The sequence below is a fragment of the candidate division KSB1 bacterium genome (assembly GCA_022562085.1).
GTDB lineage: Bacteria > Zhuqueibacterota > Zhuqueibacteria > Oceanimicrobiales > Oceanimicrobiaceae > Oceanimicrobium.
The window spans coordinates 1-17,131 of the sequence record JADFPY010000062.1 but is presented as its reverse complement, the minus strand read 5'-3'; the positions used below and the strand labels follow the sequence as shown (position 1 = coordinate 17,131).

The window sequence follows — 17,131 nt, the reverse complement described above, 5'->3', positions numbered from 1 at the left end:
TAACGAAGTGACTACGATTGCACCCAGTCACCCGGAATCTCAGGAATATATTCAAAAAATTCAAACCAAAACTGCCGAAGAGGGTCAAGATGCCCCGCAAATAAAGGCGCCTCATGAACGCGCTAAAACATCCGGCAAGGGGTTGAAGTTTGCTATAATAGCTCTCATTGTTCTGGCATTAGGAGCAGGCGGTTGGTACTACTTTGGCAGTTTAAGCAAAGCCACTAAGAAGGAGCTCGCAGGGTCCGCTCTTTCAGAGAGGGAATTGATGTTAGGCAGCAAAACCGAAGCTCAGGGAGTCCAGGCTGAAACATGGGCCGAGGCAACCTTTAAGTTAGCATTGGTTACAGAGCGAAAAGCAGAAAAAGAATTCGAAGAAGAAACCTTTTTAGCAGCAAGGCAAAACTTCATCGAAGCCGGTAATTTATTTCGAACTTCAATTGCAGAAGCAAAAACGAATTCTGAAGCCGCTGTCGCCAGCGCCGATGTCGAAAGTTTAAAAGAGATGGTTGCATCAGCAAGAAAAAGTATGTTAAAGGAAAAATCGGCAGCAGAGAAGGCCGGGGCGCCGACGACTGCAAAAAAAATATTTAATTCAGCATTAGCAAAGGAAAAGGAAGCTGACCAGGCATCGAAAACGGAGAACAGGGAGAGTCTTTTGGCTTCCAGAAATAGTTTTTTAGGAGCGACCACGGAGTACAAGAATGCTAAGGTAAAAGCGCGAGCCACTGCAAAAGTAAAAAAAGATTCCCAGAAAGCGAAAACCGCCATGACCAGGATAAAACGGCAGGTGCCCAAGAGCGAAAGAACCACGAATGCATCTTACCAAAAAGCTGTCACCCTGGAATCTGCGGGTAATAAACAATTCAAAGCGGGTAATTACGGCAATGCCAAAAAATCGTTTCAACAAGCAAGAGGATTTTACGCACACGCTAGCACAGATATATTAACACAGGGCGCTGATGATTCGAAGAAATCCATGTTACAAACGAAATCGCAAATTACCGGGACGCTGCGTTCGGACAGCGATTATCAATTGTCGCTTCAAATTGAAGCACAGGGTGATGACGCCTACCGAACAAGGAACTTTAGCAAGGCGAAGGAACACTACACCAGGGCAGAAACATTATATAGCAAAGTCCTGAGAAATCCCCGCAGTCAGACATTGCAGGGTACTCAACCAGCTGCCAGGGATGATCGAGAAGAAAAAATAGAGAGTGATATTCAAAACCTTCTGAAGGTCTACAAAACAAGTATTGAAAAAGGTGAGATCAAAAGCCTGGCAACATTACTTGGATTTACCAAAACTGAGGAAAAGAACTGGTCGGGTTTCTTTCGGCAAGTCGAAAAGATAAAAGTGGATTTTGAAATAAAAAACCGACAAATAAATGGAGATAAGGTTACACTCGATCTCTTAGTAAGGATGTCTTACTACAATACTTCAAACAATAGCAGTGAGACGCAAAATTTTTCTAAGAGCTTAGTATTGGAAGACATAAACGGCAACTGGCAATTTATCTTAAGAAAATAATCTTATAATTATCTCAGGAGGGAGATACAATGAAAACCAAACTCATTAGAAAGTTTTTATTATGTAGTACACTTGCTTTCTTGGTTCTGGCTAATACGGCCCATGCCCAGCTCAACAAAGTGTTCGAGAATGTGTTCAGGGACATTTTAGACAAACAATTAGAACGAAGCGGTAGTCCGGGAGAACACGGCATGCACTTTCTCGAAGCCGCTGATTTAGCAAACAGGTCGCTCAGTCCGGCCTTGAATAGTCTAATCGCGAGCAATGTTTCATCTTTCCCCCTCAGCTCAACCAGTGCCGGTGTAACGTTTGACTTTTCAACGGGTCAACCGGTCAGCATTACCGAGAGCATGGGACCTATTTTTGCCGAGACAGGCAAAACATTAGGCAAGGGCAAATTTAATTTTGGCGTCAACTATAATTACTTAAGTTTTGCAAAATTTCGAGGCATAGACACGGAAGACATCCGGTTCACTTTTACACATCAGGACGTTACCGGTGAGGGTACGCTGGGTGAGAGCCGGAATGAAAGCGATACCATCGATCTGAATTTGGATATGGACGTCAATGCGAATATATTTGCAGTTTTTGCCACTTTTGGTTTAACGAACAATTTTGACATCGGCATTGCGATACCCTATATAAACTTAAGTTTAAGCGGTATCGCGCAGGCAACAGTCAACAGCTTTACCTATGCCCGTGCGGATACGGCATTCCATAATTTTGGGCAAGATGTAAGGAATCCTGAACTTCAAGCAATTTCCCCATATGATGAAAGTGTGAGTGGATTGGGCGACGTAGCGATTAAACTAAAATATAGTTTTGTCCGCGGAGCGGATATGGATATGGCAGCCCTCATGGATGTCCGTCTGCCCACCGGCGAGGACTCTGATTTTCTTGGCACCGGAAAAACGAACATTCGCTTCGCCGGGATCATTTCAAAAAAGATCGGAGATTTTACGCCCCATCTCAACGTCGGGTATGACAAGAGGTCGGCAGAGCTTGATAGCGATGAATTTGAATTTGCTCTGGGATTCGATCAAAAGATTGTCTCAGGACTCACCTTTGCTTTTGATATTTTGGGACAGGTTGATGTTAATAGCGATGACGCCATCGTGCTCTTTCCGGGCACAACAACTATTGTAGACCGGGCTGAAAGCGGTCAAGGTCAGGCCGTTCGCGAAATAGATTTGAGCAACATTCCGGAAAGAGATAATGATAATGTTTATGACGCTTCTTTTGGATTTAGATATGCCCCGTCAGCTAACGTTATCTTACTCGGAAATATTCTGGTGCCTTTGAACAATGGTGGGTTGAGGTCTACAGTCGTACCAACGGTTGGATTAACTTTCAGCCTCTGAGATCTTTCTGAGACACAACAAATTTTTAGAAAAACTTAGCGCTCTAAAGAACGGCAAAATTCTGGTTTTTTCTTTTAATCCATATTTGAATTAACAATTGGATTGGAGTCCGCTGTGCAAAAAGATCCAATGATCGGCAAAACCGTTTCCCATTATAAAGTCGTTGATTATCTCGGCGGAGGAGGAATGGGCGTGGTCTATAAAGCCGAGGACATCAAATTGAAACGGACGGTTGCGCTCAAATTTTTACCTCTTGAATTCACCCGCAATCCCGAAGCCAAAGCCAGGTTTATGAAGGAAGCTCAGGCTGCTTCCGCTCTCGATCATCCGCGCATTGGCACAATCTATGAAGTCAATGAAACGGATGACGGTCACATGTACATCGCCATGGCATTTTATGAAGGCGAGACTCTCAAAGATGTACTTAGGCGCGGTACCATACCACTTAAACGGGTGATTGAGCTGGTGCTGCAAGTTGCAAACGGGCTGGCATCCGCACACGAGAAGGAGATTACTCACCGGGACATCAAACCGGCAAACATCATGATCACCGAAGACGGTTTTGTAAAAATCGTCGACTTCGGGCTGGCAAAATTAGGCGACTCCACCAAAATAACCAAGTCCGGCATGGCCATGGGGACGCCGGCTTACATGTCTCCGGAGCAAGTCAAGGGGACGCAAGTTGACCACAGAAGTGATATCTGGTCCCTGGGTATTATCCTTTATGAATTGTTAACCGGGAAACTGCCCTTCCGGGGTGACAATGAGATGTCCATGCTTTATAATATTGTCAATGAAGAGCCCGCTCCCGCCTCCCAATACAATCCTGAAATACCATCGCAAATTGAAAAAATTATCACTCATTCAATTGTGAAAAATGCTTCGGAAAGATATGCTTCTATAAATGAGTTCATTGAAGATCTAAAGCAGGTTCAAGCAGGTGGAAGCGAGTTAACCAAGGCAGATAAATCCACAACAATTACCCTTGATCCGGACCAGATGAGGACAATTGTCAAACCTGCTGCCGGCAGCAAAAAACCGGTGCGAAAACCAAAGGCCGGAAAAGGCAGAAGGGTTGTGGTTGCGTTTTTCTTCTTAGCTTTGCTTGTACTAGGCATAATGAATTCCTCTAAAATAGAGGCTCTTTTATTTAAAGATAAGACCGGTTACCTGGAAATCATCTCTGAACCAGCCGGAGCGACAATTTTGGTGAACACGGAAAAACAAAACAAGTCTACCCCCGCCCTTTTGGGCCCACTTGAAGAAGGGACTTATGAAGTTTCTCTAACTGTAGCGGGCTTTGAGAGCTGGTCGAAAATCGTCACGATTTCTGAAAATGACACAATTTTAAAAACAGCACGGCTAATACCACTCACACCCAGCAAGCCAAAAGTTGGTAAGGTCGAGATTTCCAGTACCCCGCCAGGCGCGTCTATTTTTATGGACTCACGGGATACCGGCAAGAAGACTCCTGCGGTCTTAGCAAACTTAACAGTCGAAGAACACGAGATTCTCTTAACGAAAGATGGCTTTGAACCATTCGAAGGTTTCGTCACTATTTTTCCTGAACAAGCCGGGGCGTTCGCCGCCACTCTCAAAAAATCACCAGCGCCGGCTTCAGACAAAGTTGAAAAAGTAAAAACAGTCAGGAAATTAGTTGGCAGCTTGTTTGTTGAATCAAACCCAAGCGGCGCAACCATTTATCTGAATGGAAAACCGACCGGCAAAAAAACGCCTCATAAATTTGCTGATTTAAAAACCGGCAGCCACAAAATCCAGTTGGCCCTGGATGGGTATGAAGATGAAATTCAAAATAAAAACATACGAGCTAACGTCCAGACAAAAACAAAAATTCAGTTAACAGAAGCGGCGCCGGGTTTTCTTTTTGTGCAGGCGTTTATACTGGAAAATGGTTCCAAAAGAAGAGATGCCTCAAAAATTGATGTTTATATAGATGGGGACAACGTCGGGACCGGTTGGACAACATACGAACTCAAAAGCGGTGTTCACTCTGTAAAGGCTGTGAAGATCGGCTTCAATTTGCAAAGCGGAGAACAAAAGGTAAAAATCCCAAGTGGGAAAACAAAAAACATAGAATTAATCTTTGTAAAAAAATGATACTAACCAACGATTGGAATTGTCCCGAGTGCGTAAAAGACGTCTTTGCGAGCGTTCCTTCGACCTGGCTCAGGACATGCTTTTGCGAAGCAATCTCCTGCGAAACAAACAGGGGATTGCTTCATCCCGCAAAGAAACGCGGGATTCGCAAAGACGTTTCTGCCTTTTTGGGGATGGGCCCAATCGGTAGAAACTATAGAAACTAAATAATGGAGGCAAAAATGAAATCATCTAAATCGGCGCTGCTCTTTGCTCTTTTCCTCGCGTTTTTCACTTTCAGTGCAACTCCACCCGGTGAAAACGTCGAGCTTGAAGAAGCCAAACAATATCTGAACGAAGGTAACACAAAAAAGGCCACGGATATTCTAAAGAGACTCGTTGCAACCAAAACTTTGTCAGCTGACTCCCACATCGAAGCGTCCGAGCTGCTGGCAGTCGCCTATATTTTCGATGGCGACGACGAGGAAGCCGAGGATGTTTTTGCGAATCTAATTAGTGAACATAAAGAGTACAAATATCCACACTACCAGCCCCCCAAGCCGCCGAAATCGAATGACACCTCCTGGTGCTGGACCCATCCGCATTTGGCCAAAAGCTACCTGACCGCTCTGAAGAAGGCTGGGGTTTCGCTCAAGATCGAGCCGCAGGGGCCGGGGATTCAAACCATCGCTATTATCGACTTTGAAAACAACTCCGTTGATGACGCCGAAAAACTTAATAACTTCGGCAGGGCGCTTGCCAAAATTATGATCAGCGACTTTGTTGTCTTTAGCAAACTGCAAGTCGTGGAGCGGGAACGCCTGCAGTTCCTCCTCGACGAACTTGAATTGACCGACAAAAAAGTCGGCGGCAAGCAAATCATGGACCCGGCGAGTGCGCCGCGAGTTGGCAAATTCCTGGGCGCGCATTCGTTTATTTTTGGCAGTTTTATCAAACTCGGCAAGACCTTTCGCATTGACGCCAGAATCGTCAAGACGGAAACCGGCGAGATTTTCAAAACCGCCTCGGTCGAAGGCAAACCCCAGGACATCCTGAAATTAGCCTCCGAGCTAACTCTGAAAATCACCAAGGGCCTCAATATCGACATTGAGAAAGTCGAGCGCAAGAAGCTGGATGAAATGGGCGAGGACCGGGTGCCTTTGGAAGCCTGGGCGCTGCTCGGCGATGCCGAATCATTGTCCGACCAGGAGCAGTACAAAGACGCCTCTAAAAAACTGGTACAAGCTCTTGAAGTCGCTCCTGAGTTCCAGCAGGCCAAGGATATGCTGAGAGTGCTGCAGCATTTGGTTTAGGGGTTTAAGAGTGAAATCTTTGCTTTTTTGGCAAAGATTTTTTAAAGGTACAACGGGCAGATTTGAGCGTAAAACGTGAAACTCCAATATCGAAATCCGAAACAACTCCGAATATCAAATGACGAAAATTCAAAACAACACGGTCTGTTTTTTATTCTTCCACGGAAAAGTTTTGAACATTTGAAAATTTGAATTTAGATATTGTTTCGAGTTTCGTACTTCGGATTTCCGGCTTGTCCGGGTTAGGGGGTTTAAGAAGAGTTCGGGCTTAGAGTAATTTTTTAAGTTACTTATCGAGTCAGATAACATGCAATAATTTTGGGTGAAAAAAACTGTATCTCTTTAACAAAAATAATAACTTATCCCAAAAATTAATTTGTTCCTTATCGACAGGAATTTGTCGGATATAAGAGTTTATCCGAGTCGGTAAGCATTATGTTATAATCGAGGAAAGCTATTGAACCATGGCGAAAATAAAGAATATAGAGGAGTGGAAAAAGGCTAAGAGACAGTACAACCTTACCGATATGCATATTCAAATGGCTCGTGATCTTAGGATTGAATCCTAAAAAATTTGGAAGCATTGCCAATCATAAGCAACAACCTTGGAAATCTTCACTGCCAGATTTCATTAAAGATCTGTTTTTCAAACATTTTAAGAAAGAAAGACCAGATGTGGTGAAGCCTTTGACACCGAGTAAGACAAAATGAAATTGAAAACGCCAAAGATTAATCAGGCGATGACCACCTGCTGTTGGTGTGAGCACAAGATAGGAAGCGATGGACCAATATACGCGTTAGGGTGCAAGAAACGACCCGAAGTAGATATTTCAAAATATGAAGGCAAAGTTATGCCAGCAAAAATAACCAGCTCAGGCAAAACGATGTGGGCAATAGTCCCGCCTGCAGACTCCGATGCTGTAACACGGGGGAATGACTTCGTGTTTACATTGTGCTCAGAGGAATGCGGCGATCAACTTAAAGAAACATTGGACGTTGAAAAAGAGCTCGGTGACCTCATCTTTTCGGCAGAGCATATTTATTGATGACGGAAAAAATTATAACATTTTTCTGCAGTGGATGCAAGGGATCCAGTTGAATAAGTTAGTTCACTGCACTCTCAAAGTTTTGGTCGAATTCGCAGGTGTCGTGCCCTGAAAACCTTGCACCACTGAGAAACACGTTAGTATGACTAATCCTCAACTTGGAGGACCTAGTATGCAAGGCAAATTTACACTTTTTTTTTGCAATCCTCCGTTGCGGAATTTCAAGCCTTCTTGCACAAGAAACTGCGGCATGAATCAAGGGAAAGTTTAATAATTTATGACAAAGATGACCAGACTTCTCCCGGCGCTCTTTTTAATCACTATCGCCTGCAGCAGCAATAGCAAACTTGAGCACACAGGCAGGGGATTTCTCGAAACGGGTGATTACGATCTGGCAATCATTGAGTTAAGAGCCGAGGAGCGCATGAATCCTGCCGACGTACGAATAAAGCGGGATTTAGGAATCGCTTACTTCAGGACCAAACAATTTGAAAAAGCAGTCACCAAATTATCGCAAGCAGCAAAGCTTAATTCCAGGGATCAAGTTTCTCTTTTTTACCTGGGATTGAGTTATGAATTCACACAACGGCTTGACAAAGCCGTGACCGTTTACCGGGCCCTGTCGACTTTAGATATAAGAGATGAGCTTAAAAATGAACTGCTGGCTCGTAGCCAAGAAATCGAACTCAAAGGCTCGAAGAAACAAATACGAGATATTTTATCTGAACTCAAAAACTCGGACTCCACCGCGACTGAACCAAACAGTGTTGCCGTGCTTTATTTTAGAAACATCTCAAATTGGCGGGAGTTAACACCAATTCTCAAAGGATTGGCAGAAATTCTTATCACAGATCTGGAAAAAGTGCAGAGCTTGAAAATTGTAAAAAGAAAAAAGGTACAACACCTGTTAGATGAACTGCATCTTACCCCCTCCGGTTTTCTCGACCAGATCAAAATGAGAGACGCCGGTAGAATGCTGGGCGCCGGAAAGCTGATCACCGGCGGAATTGAACGAGTTGACGATACAAAACTCCGTTTGACTGCGGGCGTAGTTGACACAAAATCCGGACAGCTTCAAGGACAGAGTGTGCAAGCGGCCGGCAGGCTGTCAGAAATCCCTGACCTGGAAAAAATCCTCCTTGTTGGTTTGCTGAAAAGTCTCGGCGTCCGGTTAAATTCAGATGAAGCGAAAGCACTGCAGCAATTTCCAACAAAAAACAATCTGGCTTTTATCGCTTTCTCCAAAGGTTTGGATTTCGAAGACAGAAACATTATCAGGCAAGCGAAATACCAATATGGAAAGGCCGTGAATCTGGATCCGGAATTTAAGCTGGCCAGGCAAAGGCTTGCTCAACTTTCCCAAAAACGTTTAACAATTGCTGAAATGGAAAAACTATTGCCGGAAGCGTATAAAAATCCTTAACTTAAATTGAGCGATTGGCTTTTGGCAATTAGCTTTTAGCTAACAAAATTCAACTAGTTAAAATGGTATTGTAAATAACCCAACATGTGAATGATATCCACAACGTAAATTCTCAAAAATTAAAAGCCCCAGGCCAAAGGCCAAAAGCTAATGGCCAAACGCGTATATTTAGGCTTTAAATAAAAAATGGCCACAGAATTGAAATGCCACAGAAAAAACATAATATAACCCGGAGGAAAAATGAAGAAATTAAAATTAAAGGTGGCTTATTTCCTGCTGCTTGGCTTGCTACCATTGTTTTTAATGAACTGTGCCGGCAGCAGCCACAACAAGGGGATGCGACACCTCAAAAACAATGAGTTTACGGAGGCAATTGCCTTACTTAAACAAGCAGAAAAGGAGAAACCGGACAGTTATAAAATCAAACGAGATTTGGGTATCGCCTTTTACAGCGCACGGCGCTTCGATGAAGCTCTCGCCAAACTGCAGCGAGCCAGGGATTTAAAACCGGACGATAGCAAGACCGCTTTTTACCACGGACTCACATATGAGGCAAAAGGAATGCTCAATGAAGCCATTGGCGAATATAAAGGCTACATGACTTTAAAAGGCTCGCGAAAATTCAAGAAAGAAATCTCCAAGCGTATCAGGCAGCTTACTCTGGAAAAAATATCTTCGGAAATTACCGAGGCGCTTGCCCAGGAACAAAATATAAATGTCGGCGCAATTCCAGATAACACCGTGGCAGTTCTCAGTTTTAAAAATCTGGGCAACTCCCGAGAATACGATCCCTTACAAAAAGGTTTGGCGCAGATGCTCATAACGGATCTTGCTAAAGTCAAAAAACTAAAAGTTGTGGAAAGGCTGAAACTGCAAACCCTTCTTGCAGAAATCGAGCTGGGCAGCAGCGGAGTGGTCGACGCAGCAACCGCACCACGAGTCGGCAAACTTCTTGGCGCCAAAAAACTGGTAAATGGCGCATTCACAGACCTTGCAGGCGATGACTTTCGCATTGACGCCTCCTTAACCGAAACCGCTACCAGCAAGGTTTTGCAAGTTGACGAAGTTACGGGCAAATTGGATAAACTTTTTCAAATGCAAAAAGAGCTGGCATTTTCCATAATTGACGATTTGGGCGTTCAGCTTAGCAAAGAAGAACGCGAGGCTATTCAAAAAATTCCCACGGAATCGCTGCTGGCGTTTATCGCTTACTCAAAAGGTCTGGACTTCGAAGATAAGGGTATGTTCAGTCAGGCGAGACAAGCGTATCAAAAAGCCGTGCAGCTCGATCCGAATTTTGCTCAGGCCCAGGAAAATCTATCTGAAGTAGATACAAACAAAAGCGCGGCAACCGAACCGAAAGTTGCCGCTTCAAAACTAGAAGAGGACCTGGAATCAGCGGAAGTTGACGTTGGAGGCGGCCGCGAGGCACGATTGACTGCAACCGGACTGGCAGCGCAAACAGGGCAAGCCCCGCAGGGAGACAATGACAACAGGACGCCGGTTATTGAGAATTCAACAAACGCAAGAATTCCAATAAGAATACCACTGGGCGGTAATTAGTAAACCTTGCAGGTTTATAAAACCTGCAAGGTTTAAGCGAAGGCTTAAACGAGAATGCGACAAACTAAGAAGGAAAATAGAAAATGAAAAAAAATATAATTATTACTCTTATGAGCCTTATTCTTCTGACCGGTGTGGCACAGTCAGTTTTCGCCCAGTCGGAGTTTATAAGAAACCGCTATCTCAGGCTCGGTTTTCACGCCAAGTTGTGGGAGTTTGAAGATGACTCAGGATTTCTGGAGGTGGCATTGCCGATGATTTATTCAATGCCGATGGGCCGGCGGTTTGCCTTAGACGTCATGGCTTCGCCTTTCGGGGCCGGCATATACGATGGAAGCCTCCGCGACCCAAGCAACGGCGAAAAAATTATCAGTCTGTCCGACACCTATGTTAGAGCTTCTTACATCATCGGGGATAATCAAGTACTCTTGACAGTTGGGTTCGGGATTCCAAGCGGCAAAACCGAGTTAAATAACGAAGAGTTTACTATAGCAAGCATCGCAGCCAACAGGGCGTTAGCTAACCCGGTGAGTAACTTCGGAACTGGCTCTAATGTGAATGTCGGGCTTGCGTTTGCCCGGGAAATTGGCTCCTGGGTGTTTGGGTTTGGCGTCGGATTTTCCCGAAGAGGCGAGTACAATCTCAATGCTCTGGGCGGCACCATAGATCCAGGCGATGAAATTAATGTCACGATTGGCGCTGACAAGAATTTCGGATCGGCAAAATTTACGGGAGATGCGATTTATACAATGTATACAGAAGATCAATCCAACGTTTTATCACCTTACCAGGCAGGCGACAAGCTTTATATCAACGGTCGGCTTATTTTTACTTTGGGATTCTTAAATCCTATCATTTTATCCGCCGGCAATAGAACGAGACAAGACAACACGACAACTAACGCGGCGTTGATCCAGAACGGCAACGAGTTTGAAGTCAAGGTCACAGCGATCGCACCTTTTGGCGGTAACTTCGGGTTAAAATTTATCTACCTGACGCGAATTTATGGAGACAACAACCAGGATGTTGGCGGCGCTAATATCAATGGCTTCGGCGGCGGCCTGATTTTTAAAGTGTCCCGGAATTTCACATTCGACCCAACCTTCATCTATTCAACCGGAAGTCTCAACACCGGGCCCGACAGCAAAACAGATGTCACCGGTTATGAATTGACCGGAGGATTTGCATTCAGGTTTTAACACAGTTAGGAACGGAGGAAAAATAGTTAAATAATTTTTATTAAGAAATGAGGTTTTAAAAAATGAATACAGGAAAGCGAGGTTCTATTTTATTAATCACGCTATTGCTTGTGACAACCTGGATGGGCTGCAGCTCGGACAAGCAGTTGACCAGCCCTTCCAGTCGCGCCCAGATAGCTCTAAACACCGTGTTTGTGAATTCCACGCCTAATACTTCAAAAAGCAAAATCTCGACATTTTCATCAAGGCACGACTTGAGAAACGACCAAAGAGCTGTGCATAAAGTAATTAGGTCATCTCAGATAGTAGATCGGGTCATAGTTACTGTCATCAATTCCAGCAACGAATCTGTTGTTAACGTGGATCTGGATATAGTTCAAACTGCTGAAGGTCGATTCGCAGAAGGTGATTTAAGTATACCTGTAAACGGCGACCAGGAGATTTTTCTTATCGATATCAAAGCGTTCGATGATGACAATTTGGTGTTTGCCGGAAACACACTTATAACGCTAACACCCGGAGAAGTTAGGACTGAGCCGGTTGTGGTGACACTTCAGGCGCTTGGCGGTGGAGATGTGCAGGTAACCTTAACCTGGAATACCCCTACAGATCAGGACCTCCACGTAATTGACCCTAGCAACACCAGAATATATTTTAATAACCGCACTTCACCGACAGGCGGTACTCTAGATTTTGACGACACAGACGGATTTGGCCCGGAAAATATTTTTTGGGCGACAGGTACAGCTCCCGCAGGTCGTTACAAAGTCCAAGTCGTCTATTTTTCCGGGACAGGTGCAACTGTTGTGACCGTAGTTATACAGCGTTCGGACGCACAAGCTGAAACATTTACTAGAACAATAAATACGGTGGATGACACGTTAGATATAACTGAATTCACCTTCACCTCTGGAAACCCGATTTTGCTGTCGATTGCTATAGCTCCAACAGATCCGACAATCGATGTTGGGCAAACGCAACCATTTACTGCCACGGGTACTTTCTCTGACAATTCAACGAGTGATATCACAAATCAGGTTGCCTGGGCAAGCAGCGACCAAAATGTGGCTACAATCAATTCCGCTGGTTTGGCAACTGGTGTAGGTCCTGGAACTGCAACAATTGGCGCTACGCAAGGTGCAATCAGCGACCAAACAACCCTGACAGTGAATGCAGTGCAATTATCAGGAGCGACGCTTTCCAATCTTCAAGTGCCTTTGGTGCAATTAAATGATGCAACCAACTGTACGCTGGCGGATCAGCGTGTTGCCAGTCTCTTCAATATAGTTTTTAATTATACCGACCCGGACGGGGACGTTACAACAGGGACTACGGCCCTCGTTACATTTACTTTCTCACCATCAAACACTACTGGTTCTTTTCGGGTAACAAGTCCCGGGATCACAGGTGATGGGGCCCAAGGGACTATTACGCTCGGTATCTGTCTTGTTTTTTCAGATGATCCTAGTGTGAGAGTTACAGTTAGTATAACCGATGCGGGAAATCGCGTAAGTAATGCAACCTCGGTAGCGATTCAAAAACCGGAAGGAGCGAACTCACCGCCTGGAAGACAACATTTTCGTAAGAGTGATATAAAATCCACATGTACTGTATCTAGCAAGTTTTAAGAGACAAAGGGATCATAATAATTAGATGTGGGTACGCTTTGAATGAAATGTCGTTTAGCATACTTGGGTTAAGCCGAGGGAAACGGTCATTGTTTAAATTTTTACAGAATTAACTATCAACTTGCGCTTAAGGTGAATAGAAAACTAACGATAACCGTTGGCAATCGAACGGATCTCGGCTTGACCCGGTCAGAAAACCAGGACAGCCTGGGAAAATTTCCGGAGAATTCGACGGATTTGGCCGGACCGCTGGGTCAGCTATTCATCGTTGCGGACGGAATGGGCGGACACCGGGGCGGCAGAGAAGCGAGTCAAACGGCTGTCCGCATCATCCAGGACATTTACTCCACAAATAAAACCGGAGACATCGATGAAGTTCTCGAAGATGCGCTTCGGGAAGCGAATCGGGAAATCTTCAAACTTGCCTCCAGCGACCCAAATCTTTTCGGAATGGGCACAACCTGCACCGTACTTTCTTTAGTGGAAGATGAGGCATGCATCGCTCATGTTGGCGACAGCAGAGCCTACCGAATAAATGAATCGACATTTGAACAGTTAACTCAGGACCACTCGCAGGTCGGGGAAATGGAGCGGCAGGGAATCATAAGCCAACAAGAAGCGAAAGAGCATCCGCAGCGGTTTTTGCTTAACCGTGCCCTGGGTGCCCGCGAGGATGTAGAAGTTGACATTTACAAGAATATAAAACTAACACCGGGTGATTACTTTCTATTATGTAGCGACGGTTTGGCTAAAGTTGATGACCAGGAACTAAAGCAAGCTGTTTTATCAAATCCGCCACAGCAAGCGTGTGACCAGTTGGTTAAACTCGCCAATGAAAGAGGCGGTGAAGATAATGTAACTGTGCAGGTGATTCAGGTGGAAGGAGCTAGTTGATTTGGAACTCATTAAGAAATATTTTATAGTATTGGCGATAAACTTTGCATTTTTTTGCAAGAAAAATTTGGGATTTGGAGTTTGCGGCTTCGCCGCTATGACTGATGCGATTTCCGATTGCTAATAAAGAACCATCTCTTCTTCCTTTTCCCAATCCTTATACATTTTCAAGAACATCTCTGCAATCTGCGCTTGATTTTTGATATGCGCAACATACACATCCCCATCTCTGTTTGTAATTTCCTCATAAGCAATCGGGTTAGGGACCACTGCCAAAACTTTCTTCTTCAAAGTTAAAAGCTCATAAAATTTCTCGGAAATATAACTATTTCCCACACCTCGCTGGATAAACAACACCGCTTCAGAATCAGCGAGTTCTCTTAACCTTTCCTGGCGTGAGACATTTTCACCTGTATATTGCATATTGTCTTCAAGGTTTAACGTCTCCAAAAACTTTTGCTCGGGACGGCCATTGACAAACTTCATGACGAACTTTTCTCCTGGGATATCATCGTTTGCAATTAAATTGGCAGTCATTTCCAGAAACGACTCAAGAATGCCGTTGGTATAAAAAACATCAGGATGCGCTAAAGTGAATTTTCTAGGGAAATCAAGAAAAGAATCCATCATTGCTGACTGTCCGATTATTAGTGAATAGTTTCGTCAAACTCCAATTCCGCCAGGTAGTCCTGTACTAACATCTCGATTTGAATATTCGGATTATTACTTAATAATTTTTCAAAATCTTCTTTTGCTTGCTTTAAATCTCCGCTGTTCCAATGGCTGACGCCTAACATGAGCTGAATCAGACGCTGTTTTGGCTTTTGATTGTTTTTGGATAATGCGGCCCCAAATGCCCGGCTTGCTGAGAAGTAGTCTTCCGTCCCAAAATAACTTTCTCCGAGCCAATACCACCAGTTGCCGGTCTGAGCATTTTGTGAGTCTAACTTGACCAGACTTTTAAGAATCTCCGCAGCGCTTTCAAACTGCCCGGCATCGTAAAAAGTAAGAGCATCCTGGAATTGCATAAAGTACGGATCACTTGTCGGCATGTTTTGGCCGTTAGAATACTCTTTGCCATTTCTGCCGTTACTATAAAATGAATCCTCTAACCTGGCGATTTGTGAGTCGAAAGATTCTACCTTGACACGCAGCAGTCTAATCAATCTCTCCTTTTTTTCCACAGCTTCTAAAAGCTCATCCCGTTGAAAAGTTAGCAGAGTCAGATCCGGGCCGGAATTAAATTGTTCGGCAACCACCTCCTCTACCGCCATCTGGTCATCCGGGAGCCAGCTTTCCGGTTGCCAGTGCATTCCCGACTTTGGTTTCCCGCCTAAATAATAGTTCATCCCAAAAGACAGGTTGAAATATCCGTCTTGGCCCTTGGCAAGACTGCTGCCGTCAAAACCGTTACCGTAAGAATATCGAAGATCACCGGTCAGGTTTACGCCAAGAGACCGGGTAACAAATATTTCCGCTCCGGCGCCCATGGCTCCATAAATATCCCAGTAGCGTGGAGAATTATTCAGTTTATAATTAAACCCTCCCAAGCCGACATAAAAAAGCGGATTAAATCTCTTTGTATTCAGGAATCGGTACCCCAGCTTGCCGCCGACATTAAGCATGCCGGTCTCAAGCAAGACGCCGTTTTCGCGAGTCGAAAGTCGGCCAACTCCGATATCCGTATCCAAAAACCAGGCCGGCTTGAAATTATAGCGCAGGACAAGCGGACTGCCGCCATAAACAAATCTGCCGCTGCGCATATCGCCGCGAAGTTTCTGAGTATTTACATTGAAGCCGATGCCGAGCTTGCTCCAAATCTCTCCGGCGGACAAATCACAAAACCAGAGAATCGGTAAAAATAGTAGAATCAGATGAATTCGTTTCATTTGTCTCTCCTTGAATTCTTCATAAAAAGCTAATTCAAAAAGGAATTAACGTACTGAGAGTTATCGACATGAATGTCTGAACTCTTAATGGATTTGGGGGGTTACAGAGAATTAATAAGGGTGAGTTGGTAGGCGAATTAACATCGAGGTAAAGCTTTCTAAACACATCGGGGCGTAAGAAGAGAGATTTCCAAGGAGGCTAGGCGGTCTGTTTCAAGAATATTCATTAGAAGCGCTTTCTTCATCGGAGGTGTTAACCTAACGGCTCAACGGTGCGGATTAATCGGCACCTTGCTTTGACACATAATAAATCATATCTACTCTCAGAGGTCAGCGATTCACGCCGAGGCAGCATCCGTTGAAGCCGATAGTTATATTATTCAGAATAACACTGTAAAAGGCCAACCAGAAAATATTACATTTTGTAATCAAAGATACCGATAAGGCTAAGAATGATCAGACGATAGTTCAATAACCTGGACCATTGAGATCGATTGTACCCTCGGTCCATTCGTAGCTTGATGGATATATCATAACATGTGTGTCCCACCAGGGATTTTCGTTTGGTGCAGACTTGTTCTTTGAATTCACAAAGCGATTATCAATGACTCTCGCACCAAGCTTCAAATAGAAATCCGGGACACCGGTCTGAAATAGTGAAATTGGAAATAATTGATTATCAACTCTTTCAAAAGCGCTCCGAGCTATCATTGCCCCAAGGCCTCCACCTCTACAATTTGGATGGACGCATACTCCAGCAAGCGCCATTTCTTCTATAGCTCCTTCCGGTGTCAATATCCGACGTGCAAACGTCCGTGCATGTACGACAGCTTGATCCCCGTCCCATATCACATACCGGACAGAATCGCGATCAATTTTAGGAGAGCGTGTAAGCAAGTCTAACACCATTTCCTGTATGGTTTTATCTTCACTTGGCCAAATGCCATTTACAAGTGTAACAATAGCTAAAGCTTGATCTTCTGTAAGTTCCCAATCAACATGCTTCGATACTTCGTGCATTTTTTATAGCCTAGCAGTATCATATTATATAACGACAAAGCTCAGCCGACGCTAACATTGCGGAGCAAGGAACTTTGCATTAACGACTAAACCTCGTGCGGGACAGGGCATTCCAAAATTTGACCGAGCTGTTAGCGGTCGGCTGAAGCGCCTGGTTATGCTGCTTC

The 17,131-nt window shown here is 44.4% G+C and carries 13 protein-coding genes; 10 read left to right on the top strand and 3 right to left on the bottom strand.

The genetic code is table 11. From position 1 onward, the window contains the following. From IH879_07920 to IH879_07875, 10 genes are all read left to right on the top strand, one after another. Positions 1-1,531: hypothetical protein (locus tag IH879_07920; GenBank protein MCH7674863.1), on the top strand; the 1,531-nt coding region annotated here is incomplete at its 5' end. 29 nt (positions 1,532-1,560) lie between these two features. Next, positions 1,561-2,892 carry a hypothetical protein gene (locus IH879_07915; GenBank protein MCH7674862.1) on the top strand — a complete coding sequence of 444 codons (1,332 nt, stop codon included), beginning with the start codon at positions 1,561-1,563 and terminating at the stop codon, positions 2,890-2,892. Positions 2,893-3,006: 114 nt separating this feature from the next. Then, entirely contained in the window at positions 3,007-5,010 is a 2,004-nt protein-coding gene (locus tag IH879_07910) for a serine/threonine protein kinase (protein MCH7674861.1), read from the top strand. Between the two features lie 221 nt (positions 5,011-5,231). Then, the gene (locus IH879_07905; protein ID MCH7674860.1) at positions 5,232-6,302 is read left to right on the top strand and encodes a hypothetical protein; all 1,071 of its coding nucleotides are present in this window, start codon (positions 5,232-5,234) and stop codon (positions 6,300-6,302) included. 707 nt (positions 6,303-7,009) lie between these two features. Continuing rightward, positions 7,010-7,348: a hypothetical protein gene (locus IH879_07900; protein MCH7674859.1), complete on the top strand. Its 339-nt coding sequence runs from the start codon at positions 7,010-7,012 to the stop codon at positions 7,346-7,348. Between the two features lie 286 nt (positions 7,349-7,634). Next, complete coding sequence (locus IH879_07895) at positions 7,635-8,771, top strand: hypothetical protein (GenBank protein ID MCH7674858.1); 1,137 nt, start codon at positions 7,635-7,637, stop codon at positions 8,769-8,771. Between the two features lie 240 nt (positions 8,772-9,011). Beyond that, a complete protein-coding gene (locus tag IH879_07890) occupies positions 9,012-10,334 on the top strand; it encodes a tetratricopeptide repeat protein (GenBank protein MCH7674857.1) in 1,323 nt (440 codons plus the stop codon). Positions 10,335-10,417: 83 nt separating this feature from the next. Next, entirely contained in the window at positions 10,418-11,533 is a 1,116-nt protein-coding gene (locus IH879_07885; protein ID MCH7674856.1) for a hypothetical protein, read from the top strand. A 62-nt stretch (positions 11,534-11,595) separates the two neighbouring features. Further along, the gene (locus IH879_07880) at positions 11,596-13,161 is read left to right on the top strand and encodes an Ig-like domain-containing protein (protein ID MCH7674855.1); all 1,566 of its coding nucleotides are present in this window, start codon (positions 11,596-11,598) and stop codon (positions 13,159-13,161) included. A 132-nt stretch (positions 13,162-13,293) separates the two neighbouring features. Next, positions 13,294-14,055 carry a Stp1/IreP family PP2C-type Ser/Thr phosphatase gene (locus IH879_07875; GenBank protein ID MCH7674854.1) on the top strand — a complete coding sequence of 254 codons (762 nt, stop codon included), beginning with the start codon at positions 13,294-13,296 and terminating at the stop codon, positions 14,053-14,055. Positions 14,056-14,175: 120 nt separating this feature from the next. Here IH879_07875 and IH879_07870 read toward each other — a convergent pair whose 3' ends face one another. The 3 genes from IH879_07870 to IH879_07860 form a co-directional block, all read right to left on the bottom strand. After that, positions 14,176-14,685 (bottom strand): hypothetical protein, encoded by a 510-nt coding sequence (locus IH879_07870; protein ID MCH7674853.1) that lies wholly within the window; start codon positions 14,683-14,685, stop codon positions 14,176-14,178. 17 nt (positions 14,686-14,702) lie between these two features. Next, complete coding sequence (locus IH879_07865) at positions 14,703-15,944, bottom strand: tetratricopeptide repeat protein (GenBank protein ID MCH7674852.1); 1,242 nt, start codon at positions 15,942-15,944, stop codon at positions 14,703-14,705. Positions 15,945-16,412: 468 nt separating this feature from the next. Then, on the bottom strand, positions 16,413-16,964 hold the full coding sequence (locus tag IH879_07860; protein MCH7674851.1) for a GNAT family N-acetyltransferase: 552 nt from the start codon (positions 16,962-16,964) through the stop codon (positions 16,413-16,415). Positions 16,965-17,131: the final 167 nt, after the last annotated feature.